Origin of the sequence: Streptomyces sp. NPDC048560 (assembly GCF_040650955.1) — a bacterium.
Classification (GTDB): Bacteria; Actinomycetota; Actinomycetes; order Streptomycetales; family Streptomycetaceae; genus Streptomyces.
In genome coordinates this window covers 393,982-419,764 of the sequence record NZ_JBEZIJ010000008.1, presented here as the reverse complement: position 1 = coordinate 419,764, position 25,783 = coordinate 393,982, and the positions used below count along the sequence as shown (strand labels likewise).

At 71.8% G+C, this 25,783-nt stretch carries 25 protein-coding genes; 10 read left to right on the top strand and 15 right to left on the bottom strand.

The genetic code is table 11. From position 1 onward, the window contains the following. Window positions 1-205: 205 nt before the first annotated feature. Together AB0C82_RS23175 and AB0C82_RS23170 are read right to left on the bottom strand one after the other, a co-directional pair. A complete protein-coding gene (locus AB0C82_RS23175; protein WP_362845123.1) occupies window positions 206-1,231 on the bottom strand; it encodes a hemolysin family protein in 1,026 nt (341 codons plus the stop codon). After that, a complete protein-coding gene (locus tag AB0C82_RS23170) occupies window positions 1,228-2,592 on the bottom strand; it encodes a hemolysin family protein (RefSeq protein WP_362845120.1) in 1,365 nt (454 codons plus the stop codon). Before AB0C82_RS23170 ends, AB0C82_RS23175 begins: the two co-directional genes overlap by 4 nt. Window positions 2,593-2,875: 283 nt before the next feature. Between AB0C82_RS23170 and AB0C82_RS23165 the strand changes: the two genes are divergently transcribed. Together AB0C82_RS23165 and AB0C82_RS23160 are read left to right on the top strand one after the other, a co-directional pair. Further along, entirely contained in the window at window positions 2,876-4,126 is a 1,251-nt protein-coding gene (locus tag AB0C82_RS23165) for an APC family permease (RefSeq protein ID WP_362845117.1), read from the top strand. Window positions 4,127-4,236: 110 nt separating this feature from the next. Next, the gene (locus AB0C82_RS23160; RefSeq protein ID WP_362845114.1) at window positions 4,237-5,529 is read left to right on the top strand and encodes a phosphoribosyltransferase; all 1,293 of its coding nucleotides are present in this window, start codon (window positions 4,237-4,239) and stop codon (window positions 5,527-5,529) included. Window positions 5,530-5,538: 9 nt separating this feature from the next. Here AB0C82_RS23160 and AB0C82_RS23155 read toward each other — a convergent pair whose 3' ends face one another. Further along, on the bottom strand, window positions 5,539-5,814 hold the full coding sequence (locus tag AB0C82_RS23155; RefSeq protein WP_362845112.1) for a DUF1876 domain-containing protein: 276 nt from the start codon (window positions 5,812-5,814) through the stop codon (window positions 5,539-5,541). 463 nt (window positions 5,815-6,277) lie between these two features. Between AB0C82_RS23155 and AB0C82_RS23150 the strand changes: the two genes are divergently transcribed. Further along, on the top strand, window positions 6,278-6,643 hold the full coding sequence (locus AB0C82_RS23150; protein ID WP_362845109.1) for a PH domain-containing protein: 366 nt from the start codon (window positions 6,278-6,280) through the stop codon (window positions 6,641-6,643). A gap of 51 nt (window positions 6,644-6,694) precedes the next feature. Here AB0C82_RS23150 and AB0C82_RS23145 read toward each other — a convergent pair whose 3' ends face one another. From AB0C82_RS23145 to AB0C82_RS23130, 4 genes are all read right to left on the bottom strand, one after another. Then, window positions 6,695-7,426, bottom strand: a complete 732-nt coding sequence (locus AB0C82_RS23145; RefSeq protein WP_362845215.1) for a peptidoglycan recognition protein — start codon at window positions 7,424-7,426, stop codon at window positions 6,695-6,697. Window positions 7,427-7,708: 282 nt separating this feature from the next. After that, window positions 7,709-8,353 carry a ScbR family autoregulator-binding transcription factor gene (locus AB0C82_RS23140; RefSeq protein ID WP_362845106.1) on the bottom strand — a complete coding sequence of 215 codons (645 nt, stop codon included), beginning with the start codon at window positions 8,351-8,353 and terminating at the stop codon, window positions 7,709-7,711. Window positions 8,354-9,006: 653 nt separating this feature from the next. Further along, on the bottom strand, window positions 9,007-9,771 hold the full coding sequence (locus AB0C82_RS23135) for a glucose 1-dehydrogenase (protein ID WP_362845104.1): 765 nt from the start codon (window positions 9,769-9,771) through the stop codon (window positions 9,007-9,009). Further along, window positions 9,768-10,403, bottom strand: a complete 636-nt coding sequence (locus tag AB0C82_RS23130) for a ScbR family autoregulator-binding transcription factor (protein WP_362845101.1) — start codon at window positions 10,401-10,403, stop codon at window positions 9,768-9,770. The genes AB0C82_RS23135 and AB0C82_RS23130 overlap by 4 nt, the downstream gene beginning before the upstream one ends. 191 nt (window positions 10,404-10,594) lie before the next feature. On the opposite strand from AB0C82_RS23130, the gene AB0C82_RS23125 reads away from it, so the two are divergent. Continuing rightward, entirely contained in the window at window positions 10,595-11,509 is a 915-nt protein-coding gene (locus AB0C82_RS23125; protein WP_362845097.1) for a zinc-binding dehydrogenase, read from the top strand. 24 nt (window positions 11,510-11,533) lie between these two features. Here the strand turns inward: AB0C82_RS23125 and AB0C82_RS23120 are convergent, their stop codons facing one another. Beyond that, a complete protein-coding gene (locus tag AB0C82_RS23120) occupies window positions 11,534-12,754 on the bottom strand; it encodes a cation:proton antiporter (RefSeq protein ID WP_362845094.1) in 1,221 nt (406 codons plus the stop codon). 253 nt (window positions 12,755-13,007) lie between these two features. On the opposite strand from AB0C82_RS23120, the gene AB0C82_RS23115 reads away from it, so the two are divergent. After that, entirely contained in the window at window positions 13,008-15,224 is a 2,217-nt protein-coding gene (locus tag AB0C82_RS23115) for an MMPL family transporter (protein WP_362845092.1), read from the top strand. 86 nt (window positions 15,225-15,310) lie between these two features. Next, window positions 15,311-16,393, top strand: coding sequence for an acyltransferase family protein (locus AB0C82_RS23110; protein ID WP_362845090.1), 1,083 nt, complete (start codon window positions 15,311-15,313; stop codon window positions 16,391-16,393). A gap of 21 nt (window positions 16,394-16,414) precedes the next feature. Here the strand turns inward: AB0C82_RS23110 and AB0C82_RS23105 are convergent, their stop codons facing one another. The 5 genes from AB0C82_RS23105 to AB0C82_RS23085 form a co-directional block, all read right to left on the bottom strand. After that, window positions 16,415-16,618: a hypothetical protein gene (locus tag AB0C82_RS23105; RefSeq protein WP_362845087.1), complete on the bottom strand. Its 204-nt coding sequence runs from the start codon at window positions 16,616-16,618 to the stop codon at window positions 16,415-16,417. 202 nt (window positions 16,619-16,820) lie between these two features. Continuing rightward, window positions 16,821-17,129 (bottom strand): SCO5918 family protein, encoded by a 309-nt coding sequence (locus tag AB0C82_RS23100; RefSeq protein WP_362845084.1) that lies wholly within the window; start codon window positions 17,127-17,129, stop codon window positions 16,821-16,823. 53 nt (window positions 17,130-17,182) lie between these two features. Then, on the bottom strand, window positions 17,183-18,742 hold the full coding sequence (locus tag AB0C82_RS23095; protein WP_362845081.1) for a DEAD/DEAH box helicase: 1,560 nt from the start codon (window positions 18,740-18,742) through the stop codon (window positions 17,183-17,185). 363 nt (window positions 18,743-19,105) lie between these two features. Next, entirely contained in the window at window positions 19,106-19,309 is a 204-nt protein-coding gene (locus tag AB0C82_RS23090; protein ID WP_151476148.1) for a cold-shock protein, read from the bottom strand. Between the two features lie 281 nt (window positions 19,310-19,590). Further along, window positions 19,591-19,920: a MerR family transcriptional regulator gene (locus AB0C82_RS23085; protein WP_362845078.1), complete on the bottom strand. Its 330-nt coding sequence runs from the start codon at window positions 19,918-19,920 to the stop codon at window positions 19,591-19,593. Window positions 19,921-20,282: 362 nt separating this feature from the next. Here AB0C82_RS23085 and AB0C82_RS23080 point away from each other — a divergent pair, with 362 nt between their 5' ends. Next, window positions 20,283-21,353: an NAD-dependent epimerase/dehydratase family protein gene (locus AB0C82_RS23080; protein ID WP_362845075.1), complete on the top strand. Its 1,071-nt coding sequence runs from the start codon at window positions 20,283-20,285 to the stop codon at window positions 21,351-21,353. Window positions 21,354-21,371: 18 nt separating this feature from the next. Here AB0C82_RS23080 and AB0C82_RS23075 read toward each other — a convergent pair whose 3' ends face one another. Beyond that, window positions 21,372-22,484, bottom strand: coding sequence for a HAMP domain-containing sensor histidine kinase (locus tag AB0C82_RS23075; protein ID WP_362845072.1), 1,113 nt, complete (start codon window positions 22,482-22,484; stop codon window positions 21,372-21,374). Next, the gene (locus AB0C82_RS23070) at window positions 22,481-23,248 is read right to left on the bottom strand and encodes a response regulator transcription factor (RefSeq protein ID WP_362845069.1); all 768 of its coding nucleotides are present in this window, start codon (window positions 23,246-23,248) and stop codon (window positions 22,481-22,483) included. The genes AB0C82_RS23075 and AB0C82_RS23070 overlap by 4 nt, the downstream gene beginning before the upstream one ends. 148 nt (window positions 23,249-23,396) lie before the next feature. Here AB0C82_RS23070 and AB0C82_RS23065 point away from each other — a divergent pair, with 148 nt between their 5' ends. Genes AB0C82_RS23065 through AB0C82_RS23055 form a run of 3 tightly spaced genes read left to right on the top strand, consistent with a single transcriptional unit; the run spans window position 23,397 to window position 25,629 of the window. Then, window positions 23,397-24,137 (top strand): glycosyltransferase family 2 protein, encoded by a 741-nt coding sequence (locus AB0C82_RS23065; protein WP_362845212.1) that lies wholly within the window; start codon window positions 23,397-23,399, stop codon window positions 24,135-24,137. Continuing rightward, window positions 24,134-24,805: a DUF2064 domain-containing protein gene (locus AB0C82_RS23060; protein ID WP_362845066.1), complete on the top strand. Its 672-nt coding sequence runs from the start codon at window positions 24,134-24,136 to the stop codon at window positions 24,803-24,805. Before AB0C82_RS23065 ends, AB0C82_RS23060 begins: the two co-directional genes overlap by 4 nt. Then, window positions 24,802-25,629, top strand: coding sequence for a class I SAM-dependent methyltransferase (locus tag AB0C82_RS23055; RefSeq protein ID WP_362845063.1), 828 nt, complete (start codon window positions 24,802-24,804; stop codon window positions 25,627-25,629). Before AB0C82_RS23060 ends, AB0C82_RS23055 begins: the two co-directional genes overlap by 4 nt. Window positions 25,630-25,783 lie beyond the last annotated feature (154 nt).

The window sequence follows — 25,783 nt, the reverse complement described above, 5'->3', positions numbered from 1 at the left end:
TTGCCGCGGACGCGGAAGGCCCCCTCGGCGCCGGCCGTCGCAGCGAACGGCTCGGCGGAGGGGGCTCTCTGTCCAGGCGGGCGGGAAGGGTGAAGGCGGGGCGGGCGTCGCCCCGGCCTACGTCCGGTCACGCGCCGCGGCGTGTCACTGCCCGGTCAGGCGCGGTCTGTCACCGCCCGGTCGGACTCGACCGCCACAGCCCGGGTCAGACGCGGCCCGTCGCGGCCGGTCCGACGAGTTCCTCCAGTACGTCCTCCATCGTGACGAAGCCGATCACGGTGCCCTTGCCGCCGGTCACGGCCGCCAGGTGCGTCCCCGCCGCCCGCATCGCCGTCATGGTGTCGTCGAGCGGGGTGTCGATCTCCACGCGGATGACGGGGTGGAAGACACTCCTGGGGAGCGGCCGGGTCCGCTCGACGACTCCGAGGGCGTCCTTGATGTGCAGGTATCCCAGGATCTCGTCGCCGGGGCCGGTCACGGGCAGCCGGGAGAAGCCCGAGGTGGCCGCGGCGCGTTCCAGCTGCTGCGGGGTGATGTCGTGGCCGACGGTGACGGTCCTGCCGAGCGGGACCATCACCTCGCCGACGGGGCGGGTGCCCAGCTCCAGGGCGTCGCGCAGCCGTTCGCCGTCGGCCGGGGCGAGCAGACCGGCCTCGCTGGAGTCCTTCACCAGCCGGACCAGTTCGTCGTCGGTGTAGACGGACGTGACCTCGTCCTTCGGCTCGACCTTCAGCAGTCGCAGCAGGACGTTGGCGAACGCGTTGATGCCGAAGACGAACGGGCGCAGCGCCCGCGTCAGTGCCACCAGCGGCGGGGCGAGCGCGAGGGCCGTCGCGGCCGGGGCGGCCAGCGCGATGTTCTTCGGGATCATCTCGCCGACCAGCATGTGCAGATACGTGGCGAGGGACAGCGCGATCACGAAGGCGATGGGGTGCACCAGCGCCTCGGGCACGCCGACCGCCGCGAAGGGCGGCTCCAGGAGGTGGGCGATGGCCGGTTCGGCCACCGCGCCCAGGACGAGGGAGGAGATGGTGATGCCGAGCTGGGCGGTGGCCATGGCTGCGGACAGGTGTTCCAGGCCCCACAGCGTGCTCCGGGCGCGGGCGTCCCCCTTGACTGCCCGGGGCTCGATCTGACTGCGCCGTACGGAGATCAGGGCGAACTCCGCCCCGACGAAGAAGGCGTTGGTGACGAGGGTGAACAGGCCGATGGCCAGCTGGAGCATGGTCATCGGGCACCCTCCTCGACGAGTGAAGCGGAAACCGGCGGGGAAGCCGGCTCGGGAGCACGGTCCGGCGCGGTGACGCGTACCCGGTCCGCGCGGTGGTGTTCGACGTGGAGGACGGTCAGCTGCCAGCCGTCCACGGAGATCGTGTCGGCGGGCACGGGGATGCGTTCCAGCCGGGTCGCGACCAGCCCGGCGAGGGTCTCGTACGGGCCCTCGGGCACGTCGAAACCGAGGGTTTCGAGCTGGTCGAGACGGATGCTGCCGTCCGCCTCCCAGACCGCGCGCCCGTCCGGTGCCGGTTCGCCCGGCGCCAGGTCGGGGCGCTCGTCGGGGTCGTGCTCGTCGCGGACCTCGCCGACGACCTCCTCCACGATGTCCTCGACGGTCGCGACACCCGCGGTGCCGCCGTACTCGTCGATGACGACGGCCATCGTGCGGCTCTGCCGCAGCCGTCCCAGGAGGGTGTCCACGGGCAGCGAGTCAGGTACGAGGAGCGGGGCCGTGGCCAGGTCGGTGACCGGGGTCAGGCGGCGCAGCGGCTCCTCCAGGGCGAGTACGTCGCGGATGTGGACGGTGCCGATGACCTCGTCGAGGCTGCCGCGGTAGACGGGGAACCGGGAGAGGCCGGTGGCCAGGGTCAGTACGGCCGCGTCGGCGGCGGTGGCGCCGGCTTCCAGGGCCCGGACGTCCACGCGCGGCGTCATGACGTTCTCGGCGGTCAGGTCGGCGAGGTGGAGGGTGCGGACGAACAGCTCGGCGGAGTCGTGCTCGATCGCCCCTTCGCGGGCGGAGTGCCGGGCGAGGGCGACGAGTTCCTCCGGCGTACGGGCGGAGGCCAGCTCCTCCGCGGGCTCCAGGCCGAAACGGCGTACGACCCGGTTCGCGGTGTTGTTCAGGTGCCGGATCAGCGGGGCGAAGCACGCGGTGAACGCGCGCTGCGGACCGGCGACGACCTTGGCGACGGCCAGCGGGCTGGAGATCGCCCAGTTCTTCGGTACGAGCTCGCCGACCACCATGAGCACCACGGTGGAGAGGGCGACGCCGAGGAGTGTGGCGACGGCCGGGACGGCGCCCGGGGGCAGGCCGGCCGCCTCCAGCGGGCCGCGCAGCAGCACGGCGAGGGAGGGCTCGGCGAGCATCCCGATGACCAGCGAGGTGACGGTGATGCCGAGCTGGGCCCCGGAAAGCTGGAACGTGAGGCGCTTGGCGGCCTTGAGGGCGCTCTCGGCGCCGCGCTCACCTGCCCGGGCGGCGCGTTCCAGCTCACCGCGCTCGATCGTGGTCAGGGAGAACTCGGCTGCGACGAAGACCGCACATGCCAGCGTCAGCGCGAGCGCGAGGAGGAGAAGAAGGACTTCGCTCACCGTGCCACCGCCGCCCTGCGAGTCGGCTGGGCGGGAATGGCACGGCTCGTACTGGGAGGCTCACCCATTGCGGGACCGGAGCTCCTTCTCTGTCGGCGGTCGTACGGTGAAGGTCGGGCGGACGGCCACCCGGACCCCAATGGTAAAGGAAGAGCAAAGCGTCCTCCTGTGGCCCCGGTCACAGGCCACCTGGGCACCGCTCACCCGCTCAGGACACCCGGCTGCGTTACCGTGCGCCGACGGGCGGGCGTGTCGCCCGTGCCCGCGGGGGAGGAAACGGACCATGAGCCAGTCAGGGACCGGTGAGCTGCGACGGCGGCTCGGAGTGCGCGACGCCGTGGTCATCGGGCTCGGCTCCATGATCGGCGCCGGTGTCTTCACCGCGCTCGCGCCCGCCGCCGGGGCCGCGGGCTCCGGACTGCTGCTCAGCCTCGCCCTCGCCGCCGTGGTCGCGTACTGCAACGCCACGTCGTCCGCCCGGCTCGCCGCCCGCTACCCGTTGTCGGGCGGCACCTACGTCTACGGCCGCGAACGCCTGGGCGACTTCTGGGGTTACCTGGCCGGCTGGGCGTTCGTCGTCGGCAAGACCGCCTCGTGCGCCGCCATGGCCCTCACCGTCGGCGCGTACGCCTGGCCGGACCAGGCGCACGCGGTGGCCGTGGCCGCCGTCGTGGCGCTGACCGCCCTGAACTGCGCCGGGGTGCAGAAGGCCGCCTGGCTGACCCGGACCGTCGTCACGCTCGTCCTCGCCGTCCTGGCCGCCGTCGTCACCGCGCTCCTCACCAGCGGTGCGGCCCGGGCCGGCCGCCTCGGACTCGGCGGCGACATCACGGCGAGCGGGGTGCTCCAGGCCGCCGGCCTGCTGTTCTTCGCCTTCGCCGGATACGCCCGCATCGCGACGCTCGGCGAGGAGGTCCGCGACCCGAAGCGCACCATCCCCCGGGCCATCCCTCTCGCCCTCGGCATCACCCTCCTCGTGTACGCGGCCGTCGCCGTCGCCGTCCTCACCGTCCTGGGCCCGGACCGGCTCGCCCTCTCGACCGCACCGCTCACCGACGCCGTGCACGCGGCGGGCGTACCGGCCCTGGCTCCCGTGGTGCGCGCCGGTGCGGCCGTCGCCGCCCTCGGTTCCCTGCTCGCCCTGATCCTGGGCGTCTCACGGACCACGCTCGCCATGGCCCGCGACCACCACCTCCCCCGCACCCTGGCCGTCGTCCACCCCCGCTTCGGTGTCCCCCAGCACGCCGAGCTGGCCGTCGGCGCCGTCGTCGCCGTGCTGGCCGCGACGATCGACGTACGGGACGCCATCGGCTTCTCATCCTTCGGCGTGCTCGTCTACTACGCCGTCGCGAACGCCGCGGCCCGCACACTCGGCCCCGACGAGGGACGCCCGCCCGTCCCCGTACCCCTCCTCGGCCTGGCGGGCTGTCTGGCGCTCGCCCTCACGCTGCCTCTCACCTCCGTCCTCACCGGCGGCGCGGTCCTCCTCGCCGGAGCCGCCGTGTACGGGCTCCGCCGCCGGGCCTCCGGCTGACGCCCCACGCCCGGATCCGCCGTCCCGACTTGCCGGGCCGCACCTTTTGGGGTTGGTTCGAAGTGGGTGTGTAGGTGGTTCCCGTCTCCCCGGTCTGGGGGTGAACCGGCGTGCTGTTCACCGATCGTGCCGAAGCGGGCAAGCAGCTTGCCGAAGCGCTCCGGCACCTTGAGAAGGAGCGTCCCGTCGTCCTCGGTCTGCCGCGCGGCGGCGTCCCGGTGGCCTTCGAAGTCGCGCGGGTCCTGGGCGCACCCCTGGATGTGATCGTCGTCCGCAAGCTCGGCGTCCCGCACCACCCCGAGCTGGGCTTCGGTGCGATCGGCGAGGACGGGGTGAGGGTCATCAGCGCGGACATCGTCCGCCGGGCCGGCGTCTCGGAGCAGGACATCGCCTCCGTCGAACGCGCCGAACAGGACGAACTCGCACGCAGGGCCCGGGCGTTCCGCGCCGGCAGACCCCGGGTACCGCTGGAGGGCAGGACGGTGATCCTGGTCGATGACGGGATCGCGACCGGCGCCACGGCCAAGGCCGCGTGCGAAGTCGTACGGGCCCACGGCGCGGCCCGGGTCGTGCTCGCCGTGCCGGTGGCGCCGCCGAGCGCGGTCGAGCAACTCCGCGCCAGGGCGGACGACGTCGTGTCCCTGTCGACGCCTGCCCTGTTCTCCGCCGTCGGGGAGTGGTACCGCGACTTCTCCCAGACCGCGGACGAGGAGGTCGTCGCCCTGCTGACCCGGGCCGCTCACCGTGACACGCCGCCGCGCCGCCCGGTCCGTACGACGGAAGTCGACGTGACGGCCGACGGACTCACCCTGGCCGGTGAACTCGCCCTCCCCACGGACGCCGGGGCGGTCGTCGCCTTCGCCCACGGCTCGGGGAGCAGCCGGCACAGCCCCCGCAACCGCGCGGTGGCGGACGGCCTGAACCGGGCCGGGCTCGGCACCCTCCTCTTCGACCTGCTCGTACCGGCGGAGGAGGGCGACCGCGCGTACGTCTTCGACATCGAGACCCTGGCCCGCAGGCTGACGCACGCCACGCGATGGCTGCGGGAGCGCGTGGACGTGCCGATCGGTTACTTCGGGGCGAGCACCGGAGCCGCCGCCGCACTACGGGCGGCGGCGGCTCCGGGCGCCGACGTCGGCGCCGTGGTCTCGCGCGGCGGGCGCCCCGACCTCGCGGGCCCCGGCCTCGGTGACGTGCGGGCTCCCACGCTGCTCGTCGTGGGCGGCCACGACGAGCAGGTACTCGATCTCAACCGGCAGGCGCAGGCCCGTCTCCGTTGCGAGAACCACCTGGCGGTCGTGCCGGGCGCAACGCACCTCTTCGAGGAACGGGGCGCCCTGGACGCGGTCACCGTCCTGGCACGCGACTGGTTCACCCGCCACCTGGTGACGGGTGACGGGTGACGTGCGGACTCACGGGGACAGCGGGTACGACGTACGCCCCGACGCCTCGTCGATCTCGTCGTGCGCCTTGGTCAGCAGTTTCATCGCCAGCTCGTTCAAAGCCCTGCCACCCGCGATCTCCTCGCCCACCCTCGGCTGCTCGGAGTCACTGGGATGGCGGCTGGCATAACCGTGCGAGCGCATCTCGGTACCGTCAGGGAGGCGGACCATCGCAGCCGCACGGGTGCGGTTGCCGTCCTCCTCGAATTCGAGCTCTATGTGCCACCCGACAACGGTCCTCAGCATGACAATCACCTCCGGCATCCCCCTCCGGACAACCCCTTCTACCAGGGTGCCCCTGGGGAAAAGTTTCCGCACATCGCCTCCGGGACTACCGTTGAAGAATGTCCAGCCACCAGCGTGAGACCAGGAAGCGGACCGAATTCACGTGCCCGGTCTGCAGGCAGCCGGTCCAGGCCGAAGTGACCCGGCACAAGACACTCGGGATCTTCGTCCCCGTGTGGGAACCGGGCCCGTGCACGAACCCCGACTGCCCCGAACACCGGGCAGAGGACGGGTAGAAGCCTCAGGACAAGGCCCACTCCTAGCCGCGTGCCGGCACCCGCCCTCCCCTCGGGCACCCGGAGCGGGTGCCGCTGACGCGTGCCTCCATCAGGCCCCCATCAGGCCCTCGTCCCACCACCATCACGCCTGCGGCCCGCCCGTATACAGTGCGAAGATCAGACTGGTCGATCAGGTGGGGGCCCGCATGGCACTGTTCGGAAACGCGCACACGATCGAACCGGAGAAGGCCCAGGAGGAGTACGCCCGGCTGCTGGCGCAGGGCGAACAGATCAGCGCGGCCTATCTGTTGATCCGCGACACGATCCTGTTCACCGGCCACCGGCTGATCCTCGTCGACAAGCAGGGGATCACCGGCAAGAAGGTGGAGTACCACTCGGTCCCGTACCGGAGCATCACGCACTTCTCGGTGGAGACGGCCGGCACCTTCGACCTGGAGGCCGAGCTCAACATCTGGATCTCCGGCGCCCCCCTGCCGGTCACGAAGACCTTCTCCAAGGGGGTCGACATCTACGAGGTGCAGGCCATCCTGGCGCAGTACGTGGCCAAGTAGTCCCGTACACCGGCGGTCCTCCGTCCCGGGCGCCCTCCGCGCACGCCCGCCTCACCGCCGGCGTTCGCGGAAAGCCGCCGTGGCCTCGCGGATGGCGGGCAGCTGTGCGTAGAGCGCGTCACCGGGGCAGTCCGTGAGATAGCTGTCCCGGTGTCCCGACACCACGTGGAGTTCGACCGCGTGCCCCTTGGGGAAACGGCTCTCGTCGTTCGTGGAGACCAGCCGTACCGCGCCCCGCGGATCGATCCCGGGGCGCAGCTTCCACGCGACCACCCGGGCGATCGCCTCCACGACCGCCGCCGGTACGGGCACATCGGCCCCGAAGGTGCCGATCGCCGCGATCCCGACGGTGTCGGCGTTGAACCCCTTGGTGTGCGCACCGCGCACCGGCCGCGTGATGCCGCCGGCCCGGCCCTCGTAGATGGTCCCGCAGCGGTCGACCAGGAAGTTGTACCCGATGTCGTCCCACCCGTCCGACTTGATGTGGTTCTCCTGGATCGCGCGCAGCAGCTCCGGGGCATCGGCGCAGTCGTAGCCGTTGGGGTGCCCTGTGTGGTGGATGAAGGCCGCGCTGACCCGGCCCGTGTACGCCGCCGCGTGCTTGACCATCTTCTCGTCGGCGTGCCAGGACGACCGGGGAACGATGTCGGGCTGCGGCGCCCCGGGCGGGGCGACGGGGAGGGCGTGCTGTTCGGGCGCGTCGAACCGTACCGGGGCATCCCGGAGGACCAGGAAAGCCAGCGGTAGGACCACTGCACACGGCACGAGCCGACGCGACCACATGGGCATACGTCCACCCTGCGGCCTGCGCGTCCACCCCGCAGCCGTGCCAGCCAACCGGGTGAGCGCGGCGGGGGGCAAGGGCGGAGCACGCGCGTGGGCAGGGGCGGAGAGCCGAGGGGACCGGCCCGCGGACGGCCGGGACTGCCGACGGGACCGGACTGCGGACGGCCGGGACCAGAGACCGGGGACGGGGGGCTTTCACCCGCCGTTAAAACATACCGAGCGTTCTCTTTACGGGTCGCATGAAGCATTCCGGCCATTCCGGCTCATCCGCAACCGCGATCAGGACGCGACCGGTTCCCTGCTCTCCTTGAGGAGGTGCTCGGCCCGGTGCGGAGACGTGTCCAGTCTCGCCAGCACACCCGGGACCGCGTTGTTCGGAAGGATGAGTTCGAAGAGGGCCGAGATCTCGGAAATCAGGTCCGGCGGCTCCGCCATCGACTCGGCGACCAGCTGAACTCCCGTCCACGCTCCGACCAGAAGCCGCGAGGTGGCCTCCGGGTCGACATGCGGCAACAGCTCACCGCGGGCCTTGGCCTCGGTGAGGATCTCCGCCCCCATCTGGATCCAGTCGGGCCACCGGGTGCCGAACAGGCCTCTGGCCCTGGGGTCGACGGACAGCCGGATCGCAGCACTGAGCATCGGCTCTCGGGGCAGCCGGTACGCCAGCAGCAGGGCTATGTCCACCCACTCCTGGAGCTTGAAGGCCTGCGGAGTGAGCCCCTCGGCCGTCACCGCCTCTTCGAGAACGCCCCGCGCGAGCTCTTCCTTCGAAGTGAAGTGGAAGTACAGTGCACCTCGGGTGAGCCCAGCCCGTTCAAGGATCGACGCGATCGTGGCAGCGTCGTAACCGTGCTCGTCGAAGACCTCGGCCGCTGCTTCGAGGAAGATCCTGCGCGTGCGGATCGCCCGTTGCTGTCTGGCCAACTTGCGCCCCCTTGACCTCGTCTTTGCGCTTACTTCAAAAACAAACGGGTGAGCCGGTATCATATCAGTGCGAGCCTCGTCACATTGCGCCACGTCCTGGGGGGATCGTGTCCGAAGCGCCGGTCATTGATGACAAGGACCGCCCATGCCGCGTACGACGTGCCACTCAGCCATCAGACGCTGCTCCATGACTTCAACTTCACTGCGCGGCCCGGCTTCCGCGTGCCTGTCGACCGCCCCTCGGCCCTGGAGACCGGGACAAGGGTCTCGGCCCCACGCGCCGCGGGAAGAACGTCAGTGGTCTCGGCACGGACGTTCATGTGACCCAAGACAACACCACTGTGGCGGTGGCGAATTCGGAGTTCGGCTGGATTTCGCCGGCCGCCTGCCGCCGGCTGTGCGGTGAACACCTCTCCCGCGCCCGGAACGAATGGCCGCTTCCCGCTCCTGTCGCCCCGCGCACGGCCGGCCGGCTCACCACCGCTGACGTGGTCCTGTCCCCCACCGACCGCCCCCACCGACGGCAGTTGCGCAACGGCGCCGACCACGTCCGAGGGGCCCGCGTCCCAGAGGGAAGTGAGCGGCCCACCACTCAGGGCCCTGACGGAGAAGCGGGGCCGACGGAGTGCGCCGGCCCCGCTCCGCGCCGTACGTCACTGGTTGACGAATCCGCCGTCCACCGGCATGACCGTGCCCGTGAGGAACGGGCAGCGGTCGCTGAGCAGCCATGCGGCAGCCGCCGCGATCTCCTCGGGCTCCGCCGTACGGCCCTGCGGCGTCAGGGAGTTGACCATCTCCTCAAGGCCGGGGTTGCGTCCGAACCAGTCGGCGGTGATCTCGCTCCGCGTCGTCCCCGGAGCGACGGCGTTCACCCGGATCCCCTGCTTGGCGTACTCGTCGGCCGCGGCACGCGTGAGGCCGACAACGGCGTGCTTGGACGCTATGTAGGGGGCGGCGGCGGGTATCGCCACCAGGCCGGCGACGCTGCTGTTGTTGACGATCGTGCCGCCGCCGGTGGTGAGCATCGCGGCGATCTCGTACCGGAGGCAGTTCCACACGCTGCGCACGTTGGTGTCCATGAGGGTGTCGTAGATCTCGTCACCCATCAGGTGCATCGGCGTACGGTCACCGCCGAGGCCCGCGTTGTTGAAGGCCGAGTCCAGGCGCCCGTACGTCGAGACGGCGAAGTCGACGGCCCGGGAGACGTCTGCCGCCACGGTCACGTCGGTGACGACGTAGGCCGCTTCGCCACCCTTGTCCCGCAGTTCGCCGACCAGTGCCGCGAGCCGCTCTTCGCGGCGGGCCGCCAGCACCACCTTCGCGCCCTCCTGGGCGAACAGGCGGGCAGCCGCCGCGCCGATACCACTGCTCGCCCCGGTGATGAGGACGACTTTGTCTGAGAGGAGATCGTTACTCATGGCCGCAGTGTCGCAGGGCTGTTCGATACGGGCACGGTCAGCCCCGTCTCCCCCCTGCGCACGGCGAGCCGGGGGAGCATCAACGACCAGAACTGGGTGACCGCCCGGCACGAGGACCACTCCGCGTCCGCGCGTCCCAGGATCTCCGAGCCCGCCACGGCCGCCGTCACGGCGGACACCACGGCGTCGGCCGGCACGTCCGCCGCCAGGTCGCCCTCCTCGCGGGCGACGGCCAGCGTGGCACTCACCCAACTCCGCCACCCGAGCCAGAGTTTGGCGCCCTGTGGCCAGGTGGCGTCGCTGCCGAGCCCGAAGCCGGCTCTCAACACCACGTCCTGGGTGAGATGTTGGGCCAGCAGGTGGGAGGTGTCGACGAGCAGCCGCAACGGAGCCGGATGGCCCGGCGGACACGGCGCCGTGATTTCGTGCAGCGTCCGCGCGGCCGCCGCCTCGACCGCCTCCCCCAACTCCCTCTTGCTGCTGAAGTGGAAGTGCAGCGCGCCGCTGCTCACTCCCGCGCCGGTGCTGATGCCGGCGAGCGAGGACAGTGCGAACCCGCTCCGGTCGAATGCCTCGGCGGCCGAACGGATCAACTGTTCGCGCGTGCGCACCGCACGGTCCTGCTTGGCCATCCTGACGCTCCGGGGGACGTGATCAACGACTGGTCGGTCGGTCCGGGCAGGTCCGGCGGTCCGCGTACACACAGGGATGCGACGGACACACCAGGTTAACAAACCGGTCGTATGGTTTTGTTGGTCCCTCGGTGAAACTGGCCGAAATTCTTTCCGGGCCTGGCCCCAGGTACCCCGCGGTACCGTGCGCCATGCTCGCTATCCAGTTCGGCCGCTTCGGCGGCCCTGAAGTCCTCGCGCCCGTTGAACTGGCCGCCCCCGTCGCGGGCCCCGGCGAGGTTCTCCTCACTGTCGAGGCAGCCGGGGTGAACTTCGCGGACACCCACCAGGTCGACGGCTCCTACCTGACCGCCGACGCGCTGCCGTTCGTGCCCGGCAGCGAGGTCGTGGGACGCACGCCGGACGGCACCAGGGTGCTGGCCCGGGTCTCGGGCGGTTACGCGGAACAGGTGGTCGCCAAGGAGTCCGCCGTCCAGCCGATTCCCGAGGAACTGGGCGCCGCCGAGGCGCTCTCCCTGATGATGCAGGGCCTGACCGCCTGGCACCTGCTCCGCTCGGCGGCCCGGCTGCGCGAGGGCGAGACCGTGGTCGTCCACTCGGCCGCCGGCGGAGTGGGCAGTCTCGCCGTCCAGCTGGCCAGGGAGTTCGGCGCCGGGCGGGTGCTCGCCCAGGCATCGACCCCCGCCAAGGAGCGTCTCGCCCTGGAGCTCGGCGCGGACGCCGTGATCACGTACCCCCACGAGGAGAAGGCCGATGTCGTCCTGGACGCCGTGGGCGGCGAGCTCTTCGACCAGGCCCTGGGCTCCCTGGCGTCCTTCGGCCGGCTGGTGACCTACGGCAACGCCGCGCGGACCGGCTTCACCCCGCTCGACCCGGCGCGGCTTAACCGGCTCAACGCGGCGGTCGTCGGCTTTTGGCTGCGGCCGGCCCTGGCCGCGCCGGGCGCGGTCGCCGGACCGCTCAAGGAACTCTTCGGCCTGGTGGCAGGGGGACGCCTGAAGCCGGTGGCCGGAGGAAGCTACCCGCTCGCGGAGGCCCGCCGCGCCCACGAGGACCTGCTCGCCCGCCGCACGGTCGGCAAGATCGTCCTCACCCCCGGCGTCTGAGCACCCGCACCCCCACGACGGCCGTCACCACGGGTCCGCCGCCTCCGAGGAGCGGGGCGGCGCACCCGGAGGCTTGCCCTCCGACGTCCGCAGCAGCCTGAAGGCCACCAGCGGGAACGTCAGCACGGAGAGCATGGCGGCGCCCACGAGCGCCGCCCCCTCGCCCGCGCCGAGCACCCCGTCGTCGAGACCGATGGAGGTGATCGCGACGACCAGGGGCAGACAGGTGGACGCGAAGAGCGCCAGCGCCGTCCGCTCGGGTCCCGCCAGGTCGCGCGGGGCCAGCAGACGGACCGGCGCTCCGCGGACCAGCAGGAAGAGCACCAGGAACACGGGCAGGAGCAGGAGCGGCCGGCCGCCGTCGAGCAGGGCGTCGAGATCGAAGTTGATCCCCGTCACGATGTAGAAGAACGGCACCAGGAAGCCGAAGCCCATCGCCTCGATCTTGCCCAGGATCGCGTGGCTGCTGGCGGGCGCCGCTCCCTGGAGCACCAGCCGGGTCAGCATTCCGGCGGCGAACGCGCCCAGCAGGGTGTCCAGGCCGAACACATGGGACAGCCCGAGCATCGCGGCGAGCACCAGCATGACGAAGCGGACGGCGAACTGCGCGCTGCTGTGCAGGGTCTTCTCGATGACCTCGGAGAACCACGGCGGCCTCGGTCGCATCGCCCAGAGGACCGCGCCCGCCGTCACGGCGGCGAACGCGAGCAGCACCGCACTCGCGGCCCCCGGACTGCGCCCGCTGAACAGCAGCGCCATCGCGATGATCGGCCCGAACTCGCCGACCGCCCCGAATGCCATCGCCACCGTGCCGAAGCGCCCCTCCAGCTTTCCGGAGTCGCGCAGGATCGGCAGGACGGCCCCGAGCGCGGTGCTCGTCAGGGCCGTGCCGATCACCAGGCTCTCCGCGAGGTCTCCGCCCGTCAGGGCGAGCGCGATCCCGAGCCCCGCGGCGAGCGAGGCCACCCAGGCCCACGCGGAGCGGCGCAGGGTGTCCCCGCGGACCGCGGCGAACTGGATCTCGTACCCCGCAAGGAAGATCAGCATCGAGAGGCCGAGATCGGAGAGCACCTCCACGATCTCGTCCTGCTTCGCCCAGCCGAGCACGTCGGGACCGATGAGGATGCCCAGCACGATCTCGAAGATGACCACGGGAACGGTCAGCCATCGTCCGGTGACGTACACGAGCAGGGGCGCGACGACAGCCATGAGCATGATCAGGATGAGGGTCCCCGGGTACTCCATCGCTCGTGTATAGCAAGAAAGACCAATAAACCGACCCATTCGGGGCGCCGGTCACCCGTTCCCCCGCACCGGGGTGCCGCGGGGCCGGAACGGACTTTGACTGCTTCGTACGAGAACGAGTACGGGAGCCCCCTCCCCAGACCTCGCGTCCGCACGAGCCCTGGCCCGACCGGGAGTCCCCATGCCGCTGCCGCCCTCCACGAACGACTCCGGACCGGGGTCCGGCCCACCCGGGCCCGGGACTTCGCGCCGCGTGGACGCCCCGTCCCGCCCGGGTGCTCTGCGCCGCACCGGCCAGTGGTGCGCCCGCCACTTCGTCATCGTCATCGTGCTGTGGCTGGCCGCCCTGGCCGGGCTCCAGGTCCTGAACCACGCGTACGGCGGTGACTACTCCGACGACTTCTCCCTCCCCGGCACCCAGTCGCAGGACGGCGTCGACGTGCTCAAGGCGCACGATCCGTCGGCCGGCGGCTACAGCGCCCAGGTGGTGCTGCACGACGCGTCCAAGCCGCTCACCGACGTCAGCGACCAGGTCTCCTCCGCCGTCACGGCCCTCGGGAAGCTGCCGCACGTCCTCTCCGTCCAGAACCCGCTCCCCTCCGACGGCTCCACGCCTCCCACATCCGGCACCCCGGACGTCGGGCCGCTCTCCACCGACGGGAAGACCGCGTACATCACCGTCCGGTTCGACGAACAGCCCTCCACCCTCGGGGCCGGGTACCTGGATGGGGTGGACTCCGCCGTCGCACCGCTGCGCGCCGCGGACGTCGACGTGGAGTACGGCGGCCCGCTCGGCGAACTGGCCCGCCCCGAGGCGGACGACAGGACCAGTGAGGCCATCGGCTTCGGCGTGGCGATCCTCGTCCTGCTGATCGGCTTCGGCAGTCTGCTCGCCGCGCTGCTGCCCCTGATCACGGCCCTGATCTGCGCCGTCTGCGGGCTCGCCCTGCTGGGACTGCTCGCGGCCGCGGCCACCTTCGCCACCGTGTCACCGACGCTCGCCACGATGATCGGGATCGGCGTCGGCATCGACTACGCCCTCTTCCTGGTCACCCGGCACCGCCAGAACCTCATGAACGGCGAGGACCCGGTGAGCGCCGCCGGCCTGGCCACGGCCACCAGCGGGCGGGCGGTCCTGCTCTCCGGCTGCACGGTCGTCATCGCCCTCTCCGGGCTGTGGGTCTCCGGCATCGGCTTCATCGGCAAGCTCGGTCTGGCCGCCGCGGTCACCGTCGTCACGGCCGTGGCCGGGGCGCTCACCCTCGTACCCGCGATGCTGGGCCTGATCGGCCGGCGCATCGACCGGCTGCACGTGCGCACCCCCGTGGCCGAGACGGACGCCGAGCCGGGCCAGGAAGCGCGGGGCGGCTGGCACCGGTACGCGCGGCGGGTCGAGCGCAGGCCGTGGTGGTTCCTGACCGGCGGGGTGACCGTCCTGCTCGTCCTCGCGTTCCCCCTGCTGTTCATCCAGCTCGGGCACATCGGTGACGGCGCGGACCCGAAGTCCTTCACCGACCGGCGGGCCTTCGACCTGATGTCCTCCGCCTTCGGTCCCGGTTCGAACGGCCCCCTGACCCTGGTGATCGACCAGACCTCGGTCCCGCAGTCCGACCGGTCCGCGCTGGCCACCCAGGCGCAGCAGGCCCTCGCCAAGGTGCCGGACGCGGCCACCATCACCCCGCTGAAAGCCACGTCCGACGGCGACGTCCTGATCGGCACGGCGTACTCCGTGGCCTCCCCGCAGGACGGGAGGACCACCGACCTCGTCAACCGGCTGCACGACGAGGTCCTGCCGAAGGCCGTGTCCGGTACGGACGCGAGCACCTACGTCACGGGCACCACCGCGGCCCAGGTCGACTTCCTGGACATCGTCTCCAGCAGGCTCCCGCTGATCATCGCGGTCGTGGTGGGCCTCGCCTTCCTCGTCATCCTGATCGTGTTCCGCGGCCCGCTCGTCGCACTCAAGGCCGCCGTGCTCAACGTGCTCTCGATCGCCGCCTCGTACGGCGTCGTGGTGGCCGTCTTCCAGTGGGGCTGGGGAGGCCCGGCCCTGGGCGTGTCGGGGGACGTCCCGATCGAGAGCTACGTACCGATGATGATGTTCGCCATCGTCTTCGGCCTCTCCATGGACTACGAGATCTTCCTGCTCACGCGCATCCACGAGGCGTGGCTGCGCACGGGGGACGCCCGGGCGAGCGTGGCGCACGCCCTGGAGATCACCGCCCGGGTCATCACCTGCGCGGCCCTCATCATGGTCAGCGTCTTCGCGGCCTTCATCATCAGCGACAACATCGTGGTGAAGATGCTGGGTCTGGGCCTCGCGGCGAGCGTCCTCATCGACGCCACCGTCGTCCGCCTGCTGCTGGTGCCCGCCGTGATGACCCTGCTCGACAAGGCCGCCTGGTGGACCCCCCGCTGGCTGGACCGCGTCCTGCCCCACCTGGACGCCGAGGGGGACACCTCCAAGTGACTCCCGTGCCCGGCGGGGCGGCGGACCGGAGCCGTGTACGCCGACGCGCCCGTCGCTCCGTTTGCGGCGGTCACTAAGGTGTCCGCGTGACCTCCTTGACCTCGCAGACACCGAGCCCGGCCCCCGCGGACGCCGGGGCGGCGGCGGCCGGTGCCCGCTCGACCGGGCGCGACCCGTTCTTCGACAACGCGAAATACCTGGCCATCGTCCTGGTGGCGATGGGGCACGCCTGGGAGCCGCTGCCCGACAGCGGACGCGTGGTGGAGACGCTCTACACCTTCGTCTACACCTTCCACATGCCGGTCTTCATCGTGATCGCCGGCTACTTCTCCCGCAGCTTCGACCTGCGGCCGGAGCGGGTGTGGAAGCTGGTCACCCAGCTGCTCGTGCCGTACGTCATCTTCGAGGTCGCGTACTCGGTCTTCCAGCGCACGGTGAAGGACCCCTCCTACACGCTGAGCATCGCCGACCCGTACTGGCTGCTGTGGTTCCTGCCCGCCCTGTTCTTCTGGCGGCTCACGACCCCCATCTGGCAGGTGATCCGCCAGCCGGTGGCCGTGTCCGTGTGCATCGCCGCCGTGGCGTCGATGAGCGACGGCATCGGCGGCGATCTGCAGCTCCAGCGCGTCCTGCAGTTCCTGCCGTTCTACGTGCTGGGCCTGCGGCTCAAGCCGCACCACTTCGACCTGGTGCGCCGCCCCGCGGCGCGGATCATCGCCGTGCCCGTCGTCGCGGTCGCCCTGCTCGTCGCGTACTGGGCCGTGCCGCGCATCACGACCTCGTGGTTCTTCCGGAAGAGCAGCGCCGAGGAGCTGTCCTCGCCGGTCTGGGCGGGCGCCGTGATGACCCTCCTGCTGTTCGCCGCCGCCATCGTGCTCAGTGCCTGCTTCCTCGCCTGGGTGCCGAACCGGAAGCTGTGGATGAGCGCGCTGGGAGCGGGCACGATCTACGGCTATCTGCTGCACGGCTTCGTCATCAGGACCGCCTCGTACGAGGGCCTCTACGACCACGCGTTCATGGAGACACCGCTCGGCCGGATCGCGGTGACGGTGGCCGCCGCGGTCATGGTGACGCTGCTGTGCACCTCACCCGTGCGGCGGGTGTTCCGCTTCGTCGTGGAGCCCCGGATGAAGTGGGCCCTGAAGCCCCGGCCGAAGCCCGCGCCCTGACCTCTCGTACCGGCGGCGGCCTCAGCCGGTGACGGCCGTCCTGCCGAACACCGTGGCGTGCTCCAGGACGTCCTCCAGCGGGTCGTCGATCTGACCGGTCGCGATGAGTGCCACCTGCGGACCGTTGTGCGCGTCGGTGTGCGTCTCGTCGGCGTACGCGCTCCCGGCGGGCAGCACCGCCGCCAGTACCGTCACTCCGAGTGCGGTCAGCTTGCTCAGGCTCATTTGGCTCCTCGCCATGGGTCCAGTCGGCCCGGCCATCCTCCCGCTCCCCCGGGTCGTGACACGCCGGTCACCACCCGCATGGCGGAGCGGCTGTTACGCAGAACGCACCGCACCCCCGGGCCCGGACTACGGGCGCGGGGGTGCGGTGCGTTCTACGAACGGCGGGCTACCGGGTCACCGGTCGCCCGTTCGGACCACGGCTTCAGACCGTGTCCGGCGTGCCGAGCAGCGCCGACGCGTTCTCCATCGGGGTGAGGGGCACCGCGGGGGCGGGCACCTCGGCCGAGCGGCAGGTGAAGCCGAGGCGCGTCAGCGCCCGGGTGACCTCGGCGGAGGAGAAGTCACGACGGTCCTGCCGGGTGATCACCTCGCCGACCTGCTTGACGGGGTAGACCCGGCGGCTGATGACGACGGCGTCACCGGTGACGGGTTCGGGCTTGATGCCCTTCATCGAATCCTCGACTTCGTTCTTGAACAGATCGAAGGGGAAGCGGGCGATGACACAGCGCATAGTGCCTCAACAAGGTGGAGGGGAAAGCCGGACGGGGACTTACCGGTTCGGGTTCACGCGGCCCGGTTGGTGCGGCGCTGGGCCGACGCGGTACGCGCTTCCGGCGCGGGTGCGCCCGGGCGGCGTCCCTGCGCGGGGCGGCTACGACGGCCACGGCCGGCGAAACCACCGCTCTTGGACCGCTCGGACGGCGGCGAGGTGATGGTGACCGGGACGCCCGACGGGGCCTGCGCACCGGTGATCCGGCTCAGCTCGGCCTCGCCGGAGCGGACCTGGGCGATCTGCGGGGTGATCCCGGCGTCCGCCATCAGGCGGGTCATCTCGCGGCGCTGGTTGGGCAGCACCAGCGTGACGACACTGCCGGACTCACCGGCACGGGCGGTACGGCCGCCGCGGTGCAGGTAGTCCTTGTGGTCGCTCGGCGGGTCGACGTTCACGACGAGGTCGAGGTTGTCGACGTGGATGCCACGAGCGGCGACGTTGGTGGCGACGAGCACCGTGACATGGCCGGTCTTGAACCGGTCCAGGGTGCGGGTGCGCTGCGGCTGGGACTTGCCACCGTGCAGGGCCGCGGCGCGGACACCGCTGGACAGCAGGTGGTCGGTGAGCTTGTCCACGGCGTGCTTGGTGTCCAGGAACATGATCACCCGGCCGTCGCGGGCCGCGATCTCGGTGGTCGTGGCGTACTTGTCGGCGCCCTGGACGTAGAGCACGTGGTGCTCCATCGTCGTCACCGCACCGGCCGCGGGGTCGACCGAGTGGACGACCGGGTCGTTGAGGTAGCGACGGACGAGCAGGTCGACGTTGCGGTCGAGGGTGGCCGAGAACAGCATCCGCTGTCCGTCGGGGCTCACCTGGTCGAGCAGCTCGGTGACCTGGGGCATGAAGCCCATGTCGGCCATCTGGTCGGCCTCGTCGAGGACGGTGATGGTGACACGGTCGAGGCGGCAGTCGCCGCGCTCGATGAGGTCCTTCAGTCGGCCCGGGGTGGCGACGACGACTTCGGCGCCACCGCGCAGCGCGCTGGCCTGGCGGCCGATCGACATGCCGCCGACGACCGTGGCGATGCGCAGCTTCAGCGAACGGGCGTAGGGGGTGAGCGCGTCGGTGACCTGCTGGGCCAGTTCCCGGGTGGGGACGAGGACCAGGGCCAGCGGACGACGGGCGTCGGCACGGCGGCCCTCGGTACGGGCCAGCAGGGCCAGACCGAAGGCGAGCGTCTTGCCGGAGCCGGTACGGCCACGGCCCAGGACGTCACGTCCGGCGAGCGAGTTCGGCAGGGTGGCCGCCTGGATCGGGAACGGCACCGACATGCCCTCGGCGACGAGCGCCGCCATCAGCGGTGCGGGCATCTCCAGGTCACCGAAGGCCTCCACGGCCGGCAGCGCCGGGGTGATGGTCACGGGGAGGGCGAACTCGCCCTTGAGCGCCGCGGGGCGACGGCCGTAGCCACCGGAGCGGCCACCACCGGAACGGCCCTGGGAGGATCCGCCCTGGCGGCTCGACGGAGCCGAGCGGAAGCCGTTGGCCGTGCGACCGGCGCCTGCGGACGGACCGCCTGAGCGGGTCCGGGAAAATCGGTCGTTCGTACGAGATGTGCGATCGCGGTTCATGCAGAACCTTCCTCGATATGGCGCGTATCGAGGGATTCTTTATCGGGCAGCAGCAGCCTGAGCGGCGCCAAGAATCGCAAGAACGAGCCGATGAAATACGAAATAAAGCGCGGCCGCTGGGAATAAGCCGTATCCGGCGCTTCAGATTGACTGCTTCGACATGACCGACATACATCCGGAACAAATCTCCGGGGGAGTCGCTCAGGTGTCGGTCATGGATCGGTCAAGATGTGGTACGTGGGTGATGCGGTCGTACGTGGCGCGGTCCTGCGAGGGGGCTCGTCGCCGGCCCCCGAAAACAACAACGAGCTGGGACCCGCACCCCAAGGTGCGGGCCCCAGCTGCGCCATACGCCTGAGGTGATCAGGCGGGGGTGATGTTCTCCGCCTGCGGGCCCTTCTGGCCCTGCGTGACGTCGAAGTTCACCTTCTGGCCTTCCTGCAGCTCGCGGAAGCCGGAAGAGGCGATGTTCGAGTAGTGGGCGAAGACGTCAGCGCCGCCACCCTCCTGCTCGATGAAGCCGAAACCCTTTTCCGCGTTGAACCACTTCACGGTGCCAGTAGCCATGTCATATCTCCTTCGGGGCAGAGCCCGTGGGCTCACACTGTGCGAGCCCTACGTCGCCGCTAATGATTGCCCCTTCCGGAAAAAACCGGAAATACACAAAAGCGCGCTCACCGATGTACAACCGGCGAGAGCACTTGAAGTTTTTGGGAACCACAACTGCAACTGAGATCAACCGTAGCACGATTCGCCGGTCAGCGGGCTGTACGCCATATCACTCGGGTCGCAGGCATAAAACCGCAGTTGCTCATTGCGCAATATTCTGTGCTGGCCAATACAGATATTCACCGGCCGGCCGCAGGACCCCGCAGCTCCTCGTTGAGACGGAGGGCTTCTTCGAGCTGGTCCTCCAGGATGACGATGCGGCACGCGGCCTCGATGGGCGTACCGCTGTCGACCAGCTCGCGCACGCGGGCGGCGATGCGCAGCTGATAGCGGGAGTAACGACGGTGACCGCCCTCGGAACGCAGGGGCGTGATCAGACGGGCCTCGCCGACCGCACGGAGGAAGCCCGGCGTCGCACCGATCATCTCGGCGGCCCGGCCCATCGTGTACGCGGGGTAGTCGTCGTCGTCTAGCCGGCCGCTGGCGGGCGAAGGGGGTTCCGCCGGCATCTGCACCTTCTTCTGTCACGCGTCCAGGCGTACCGCTGTTTGACGCGCCTGCATGAGAAAGCCTATGCGGGCAAGAACTTCATGTCTATCGCGACCATCACAGATTCTGGTGTGCGCGGGCACGGGGGGTGGCCATGACACAGTCCCGGGCTGACCGGCCGGTCAGTTGGATCCGCGCCTGGCCCGGGGCCATAATGCAGGTGTAGCCCTTCACGCATCCCCCGTCGTGAAGGGCTACACCTCTGTCCGGACCCGGCTCCGGGCGCGGGGTCCTGCGGCGGTGGTCGCCGGGGTCTTACGGTCCGGTGACGCGGGTGCGCCGGCCCGGGTCCCGCGCCCCGCCCGGCCCTAGCGTGGCGGTCATGCGTGTACTGGTCACCGGCGGAGCCGGGTTCATCGGGTCGGAGATCGTCCGGACCCTCGTCCTGTCCGGGCACGAGGCGGTCGTGCTGGACGCCTTGCTGCCGTCCGCGCACATGGGGGGTTCCGCTGCCGCTGTTCCTGACGGCGTCCGCTCGGTCGTCGCCGACGTCCGGGACCGGGAGGCGGTCGCCGGGGCGCTGGCCGGGGTCGACGCGGTGTGCCACCAGGCGGCGATGGTCGGGCTGGGCAAGGACTTCGCGGACGCGCCCGCGTACGTGGGGAGCAACGACCTCGGCACGGCGGTGCTGCTCGCGGAGATGGCGGCTGCGGGGGTGAGGGGCCTGGTGCTCGCCGGGTCGATGGTGGTCTACGGCGAGGGGCGGTACGACTGCCCTCGGCACGGGGTGGTGCGGCCGGGGCCCCGGGCCGAGGCCGATCTGGCGGCCGGGCGCTTCGAACCCCTCTGCCCGTCCTGCGGCGCGGACCTGGTGCCCGGGCTCGTCCAGGAGGGCGCTCCCGCCGATCCGAGGAACGTGTACGCGACGACCAAGCTCGCCCAGGAGCATCTCGCGGCGGCGTGGGCGCGGTCGACGGGCGGCCGGGCGGTGTCGCTGCGCTACCACAACGTGTACGGGCCTGGGATGCCGCGGGACACCCCGTACGCCGGTGTCGCCTCCTTCTTCCGCTCGGCCCTGGCGCGGGGAGAGGCGCCCCGGGTCTTCGAGGACGGCGGACAACGGCGGGACTTCGTCCACGTCCGGGACGTGGCGGCGGCGGACGTGGCGGCTCTGGAGGCACTGCCCGAGAGGGCGCCGGGGTCGTTCACGGCGTACAACACGGGGAGCGGGGAGCCGCACACGATCGGCGAGATGGCCGCCGCGCTCGCGTCGGCCCATGGCGGGCCGTCCCCGGTGGTCACCGGTGAGTACCGCCTCGGGGACGTACGGCACATCACGGCGGACTCGGCACGGCTGCGGGACGAACTGGGCTGGCGCCCGGCGGTGAGCTTCGCGACAGGCATGAAGGAGTTCGCCACGGCCGGGTTGCGCGGTACGGAGCCAGGTGTCTGACCGTGGGCCGACTCGCCCTCAGCCCGGGCACACCGGCAGCGTCACCTCGAAGCGGCAGCCGCCGGCCACGTTCCGGACCGCCGCCCGCCCCTCGTGCGCCTCCACGATGCCGCGCACGATCGCCAGTCCGAGGCCCGCGCCCGCGGGTGGGGTGCGGGCGTGCGTACCGCGCCAGCCCGTGTCGAACACCCGGGGCAGGTCCTCCTCCGGAATACCTCCGCACCCGTCGGTCACCGAGAGCATCACCCCGCCCTCGCACCGCTGCGCAGCCACGGCCACCGTGCCGTCGGCCGGGGTGCGGCGGATCGCGTTGATCAGGAGGTTGCCCAGGACCCGGCTCATCTCCTTGCTGTCCACCTCGACCGGTACCGCTTCGATCCGGTCGCCCACCAGCCGTACACCGTGCTCGCGCGCCAGCGGGTGGGCCCCGGCGAGGGCGTCCCCGACCAGGTCGTAGACGGATATCCGGGCAGGGGTGAGGGGCAGGGATCCGGCGTGGATACGGGACAGCTCGAAGAGGTCGCCGACCATGTCGTTCATGCGCTCCACCTCCGTACGGATCTGCCGCAGGTAGCGCCCCGAGTCCGGTGCCATCCCGTCCTCCAGCGCCTCCGACATCGCCCGCAGCCCGGCCAGTGGCGTCCGCAGGTCGTGCGAGATCCACGCCACCAGTTCGCGCCGCGAGGTCTCCAGGGCGCGCTCCCGCTCGCGCGAACTGTCCAGCTTCGCGCTGGTGGCGGCCAACTCCCGCGTGAGCGCGGCGAGTTCGGCCGTCACCTCACCCACGGGCGCCGCGAACGTACCGCCGTCGCCGAAGGAGCGGGCCGCCAGCGTCAGGTCGCGGCTCCGCGCGGCCACCCAGCGGCCCAGCAGCATGGCAGTCGCGAGGGAGACCACGGCCGCCATCGCCACGACGGTCGTGACGACCGTGAGGTCGTGCGGCGACAGGAACATCGCCCAGGCCACCGCGAGCGTCCCCGCGAGCATCGCCGTCACGGCGACCGCCGCGACGACCGTCAGCGAGACGACGAGGGAGCGGTGGCGGAAGATCCGCAGGACGAGTGCGCCCAGCAGCCCTGCGGCGGCGGCGCCCAGGAAGGCGAAGAGCGCGATGAGCAGGATGTCGTTCACCGCGCCGGGCTCCCGGCGCGGGCGGCGTTACCGCTCCCCAGGTCCAGGCGGTAGCCCACGCCCCACACCGTGCGGATCAGACCCGGCCGGGCCGGGTCCGCCTCGACCTTGCCGCGCAGGCGCCGCACGTGGACGGTCACTGTCGACAGGTCGCCGAAGTCCCAGCCCCACACCTCCCGCATCAGCTCCTCGCGGGTGAACACCTGCCCCGGGTGGCGCAGGAGGAACGCGAGCAGGTCGAACTCGCGGAGGGTGAGGGCGAGCACGGCGCCGTCGCGGGTCGCGCTGCGCGCCGCCGGGTCGAGTACGAGTCCCGCTCCGCCGAACGGCGCCGCCGGCCCACCAGCCGCGGAGCCGCCCGCGGCCCGGGCCCTGCGCAGTACGGAGTCGACGCGCAGGACGAGCTCACGCGGGCTGAACGGCTTGGTGACGTAGTCGTCCGCCCCGGTCTCCAGGCCGAGGATGCGGTCGTCCTCGTCGCCCCGCGCCGTGAGCATGATGACCGGCACCGGCCCCCGCGCGCGCATCCGGCGGCAGACCTCGAAGCCGTCCATGCCGGGCAGCATCAGATCGAGAACGACCAGATCGGGCCGCCGCGCGGCGAACCGTTCCAGCGCGGAGGGCCCGTCGTCCGCCCGCGCGACGCCGTAACCCGCCCGGTCCAGGTAGCCGGCGACGACCTCGGCCACGGTCGGGTCGTCGTCCACGACGAGCACCCGGCCGGCCGGGGCTTCGGGACGGGCGGTCGGTTGGGTGGTCAGCATGGCTCCCACCTTGGCACCCCGGTGACACGGCGCGGGCCGTCACGGGGCGCCGGTTGGCCGACGTCCACGTTTCGTAAGATCCTGGCGCCCGAAATGCCGGATTCTTCTCCGTAAGGTGAACAGCGTGACCGACTCCTCACCGCCCGACATACCGCCCGGCCTCGGCTCCACGGCGCCGCGCGACCGTGCCGCCGCTCACGCCGACGTCGTCCTGCCCTGCCTCGACGAGGCGGCCGCCCTGCCCGGCGTACTGGAACGCGTCCCGCCGGGCTGGCGGGCGATCGTCGTCGACAACGGTTCCGCCGACGGCTCCGCCGAGCTGGCGCGCTCGCTCGGCGCGACGGTCGTCCACGAGCCGCGGCGCGGCTTCGGCGCGGCCTGCCACGCCGGGCTGCTCGCCGCCACCGCGGAGTACGTCTGCTTCTGCGACTGCGACGGCTCCCTCGACCCCGCCCTGCTCCCCTCCTTCGTCCGGAGCATCGCCGAGGGGGAGACCGATCTGATGCTGGGCCGCCGACGCCCCGAGGGCCGGGGAGCCTGGCCCTCGCACGCGCGGGCCGGGAACGTCGTGCTGGCCCGGATGCTGCGCCGCCGCACGGGCCTGCGCCTGCACGACCTGGGCCCGATGCGGGCCGCCCGCCGCACCGACCTGCTCGCGCTCGGACTCACCGACCGCCGCAGCGGCTACCCGCTCCAGATGGTGGTCCGGGCGTCCGACGCCGGACTGCGCGTCGCGGAGACGGACGTGCCCTACCTCCCCCGTACCGGAAGGTCGAAGGTCACCGGGACGTGGCGGGGCACCTGGCACGCGGTGCGCGACATGCGGTCGGTACTGCGGCAGCCGCCATCGGGCCGATCGGCGACCGTACCCACGGAGGCGGCCCGATGAGCCCCGCCACGCATGGCGCCATCGGCCCCCTCGGCCCCACCACCCTCCTCGTCATCGCCAAGGAGCCGGTCCCCGGGCGCGTCAAGACCCGTCTCTGTCCGCCCTTCAGCCCCGCCGAGGCCGCCCAGCTCGCCGAGGCCGCCCTCGCCGACACCCTGCGCACCGTCCTCACCCTCCCCGCCCGGCGCCGCGTCCTCGTCCTCGACGGGCAGCCGGGACCGTGGCTGCCGCCCGGCATCGACGTGGTCCCCCAGAGCTCGGGCGGCCTCGACGAACGGCTCGCCGCCGCGTTCGGTGCCTGCGACGGTCCCGCACTCCTCATCGGCATGGACACCCCCCAGGCCGGCGCAACCCACCTGGCCGACGTCCTCTCCCCGGGCGGCTGGGAGCACTGCGACGCCTGGTTCGGACCGGCCGACGACGGCGGCTTCTGGGCGCTGGGCCTCGCCGCGCCCGACCCGGCACTCCTGCGCGGCGTGCCGATGTCCGTCCCGGAGACCGGCGCGGTCCAGCGCCGCCGTCTCCTGGACGCCGGCCTCACCGTGCGGGACCTGCCGCGACTGCGCGACGTGGACACGGCGCAGGACGCCGCCCATGTGGCCGCCGCCGCGCCGGACGGCGCGTTCGCGGCCGCCTTCACCCGCCTGACCCGGGCAGCGGCCCGGTGAATCCCACGGCACGTACGGTGCCCGTGAGCCCCTGGACCACCGACCCGTACGCGAACGCCCTGCGCAACGGCCACGGTCCGCTGTTCCTGCGGCGCACGGACGGCTGGCTGCTGCCCCTGGACGTCGAGCGCTGGTGCGCGGGCGCCGACACCGCGGACCTGTCGGCGCTGCGTCGCTGCGAGGGCCCTGTCCTGGACGTCGGCTGCGGGCCCGGCCGCCTCGTCGCCGAACTCGCCGCGCACGGCCACCGCGCGCTCGGCATCGACGTGAGCGAGGCGGCCGTCGCCCACACCCGGCGGCTCGGCGGCTCGGCGCTGCACCGCAGCGTCTTCGACCCGCTGCCCGGCGAGGGACGCTGGGGAACGGTCCTGCTCATCGACGGAAACATCGGCATCGGCGGCGACCCGCATGCCCTGCTGCGCCGGGCCGCCGAACTCCTCGCCCCCGGCGGGCTGCTCATCGCCGAGACGACCGCCCAGGACATCGACGAACGGGTCCAGGTCCGGCTGGACGACGGCCGCGGGGCGCCGGGGACGGGCACGGGTACGGGCACGGCAGTGGACGGTACGCGGCCGGGCCCTCCGGCCGAAGCACTCTTCCCGTGGGCCCGCCTCTCCACGCCCGCCCTGCTCCGCTACGCCCGGCCGCCCGACTGGCGGCCCGTCGATCGGTGGGAGTCGGACAGCCGCCCCTTCGTGGCCCTGCGCCTCAGCCACAGGGCGCGGACCACGAACCAGAGCGCGGAGGCCGCGAACAGCGCGGCCGTGATCAGCAGCCAGTTCCCGAGGAAGGAGTCCGGGGACAGCCCGCTCGCGGGCTCGTAACGCTCCGTCCGCCGGGTGATCAGCGGAAACCACGTCAGCAGGAGCAGGCCGGAGAGAAGGGCGGGGACGCGTACGAAGTTGATCCGCCCGGACCACGGCCCCAGGGAGCGGCGTACCGCCCGGTCGAGCAGGGAGTACGCCGGTACGAACACGA

Coding starts and splice junctions, on each gene's coding strand:
- AB0C82_RS23080 (WP_362845075.1), top strand. CDS start 20,283: ATGCGTGTACTGGTCACCGGCGGAGCCGGGTTCATCGGGTCGGAGATC.
- AB0C82_RS23165 (WP_362845117.1), top strand. CDS start 2,876: ATGAGCCAGTCAGGGACCGGTGAGCTGCGACGGCGGCTCGGAGTGCGC.
- AB0C82_RS23105 (WP_362845087.1), bottom strand. CDS start 16,618: ATGAGCCTGAGCAAGCTGACCGCACTCGGAGTGACGGTACTGGCGGCG.
- AB0C82_RS23130 (WP_362845101.1), bottom strand. CDS start 10,403: ATGGCCAAGCAGGACCGTGCGGTGCGCACGCGCGAACAGTTGATCCGT.
- AB0C82_RS23100 (WP_362845084.1), bottom strand. CDS start 17,129: ATGCGCTGTGTCATCGCCCGCTTCCCCTTCGATCTGTTCAAGAACGAA.
- AB0C82_RS23070 (WP_362845069.1), bottom strand. CDS start 23,248: ATGCTGACCACCCAACCGACCGCCCGTCCCGAAGCCCCGGCCGGCCGG.
- AB0C82_RS23150 (WP_362845109.1), top strand. CDS start 6,278: ATGGCACTGTTCGGAAACGCGCACACGATCGAACCGGAGAAGGCCCAG.
- AB0C82_RS23135 (WP_362845104.1), bottom strand. CDS start 9,771: ATGAGTAACGATCTCCTCTCAGACAAAGTCGTCCTCATCACCGGGGCG.
- AB0C82_RS23145 (WP_362845215.1), bottom strand. CDS start 7,426: ATGTGGTCGCGTCGGCTCGTGCCGTGTGCAGTGGTCCTACCGCTGGCT.
- AB0C82_RS23155 (WP_362845112.1), bottom strand. CDS start 5,814: ATGCTGAGGACCGTTGTCGGGTGGCACATAGAGCTCGAATTCGAGGAG.
- AB0C82_RS23090 (WP_151476148.1), bottom strand. CDS start 19,309: ATGGCTACTGGCACCGTGAAGTGGTTCAACGCGGAAAAGGGTTTCGGC.
- AB0C82_RS23095 (WP_362845081.1), bottom strand. CDS start 18,742: ATGAACCGCGATCGCACATCTCGTACGAACGACCGATTTTCCCGGACC.
- AB0C82_RS23125 (WP_362845097.1), top strand. CDS start 10,595: ATGCTCGCTATCCAGTTCGGCCGCTTCGGCGGCCCTGAAGTCCTCGCG.
- AB0C82_RS23120 (WP_362845094.1), bottom strand. CDS start 12,754: ATGGAGTACCCGGGGACCCTCATCCTGATCATGCTCATGGCTGTCGTC.
- AB0C82_RS23085 (WP_362845078.1), bottom strand. CDS start 19,920: ATGCCGGCGGAACCCCCTTCGCCCGCCAGCGGCCGGCTAGACGACGAC.
- AB0C82_RS23060 (WP_362845066.1), top strand. CDS start 24,134: ATGAGCCCCGCCACGCATGGCGCCATCGGCCCCCTCGGCCCCACCACC.
- AB0C82_RS23175 (WP_362845123.1), bottom strand. CDS start 1,231: ATGACCATGCTCCAGCTGGCCATCGGCCTGTTCACCCTCGTCACCAAC.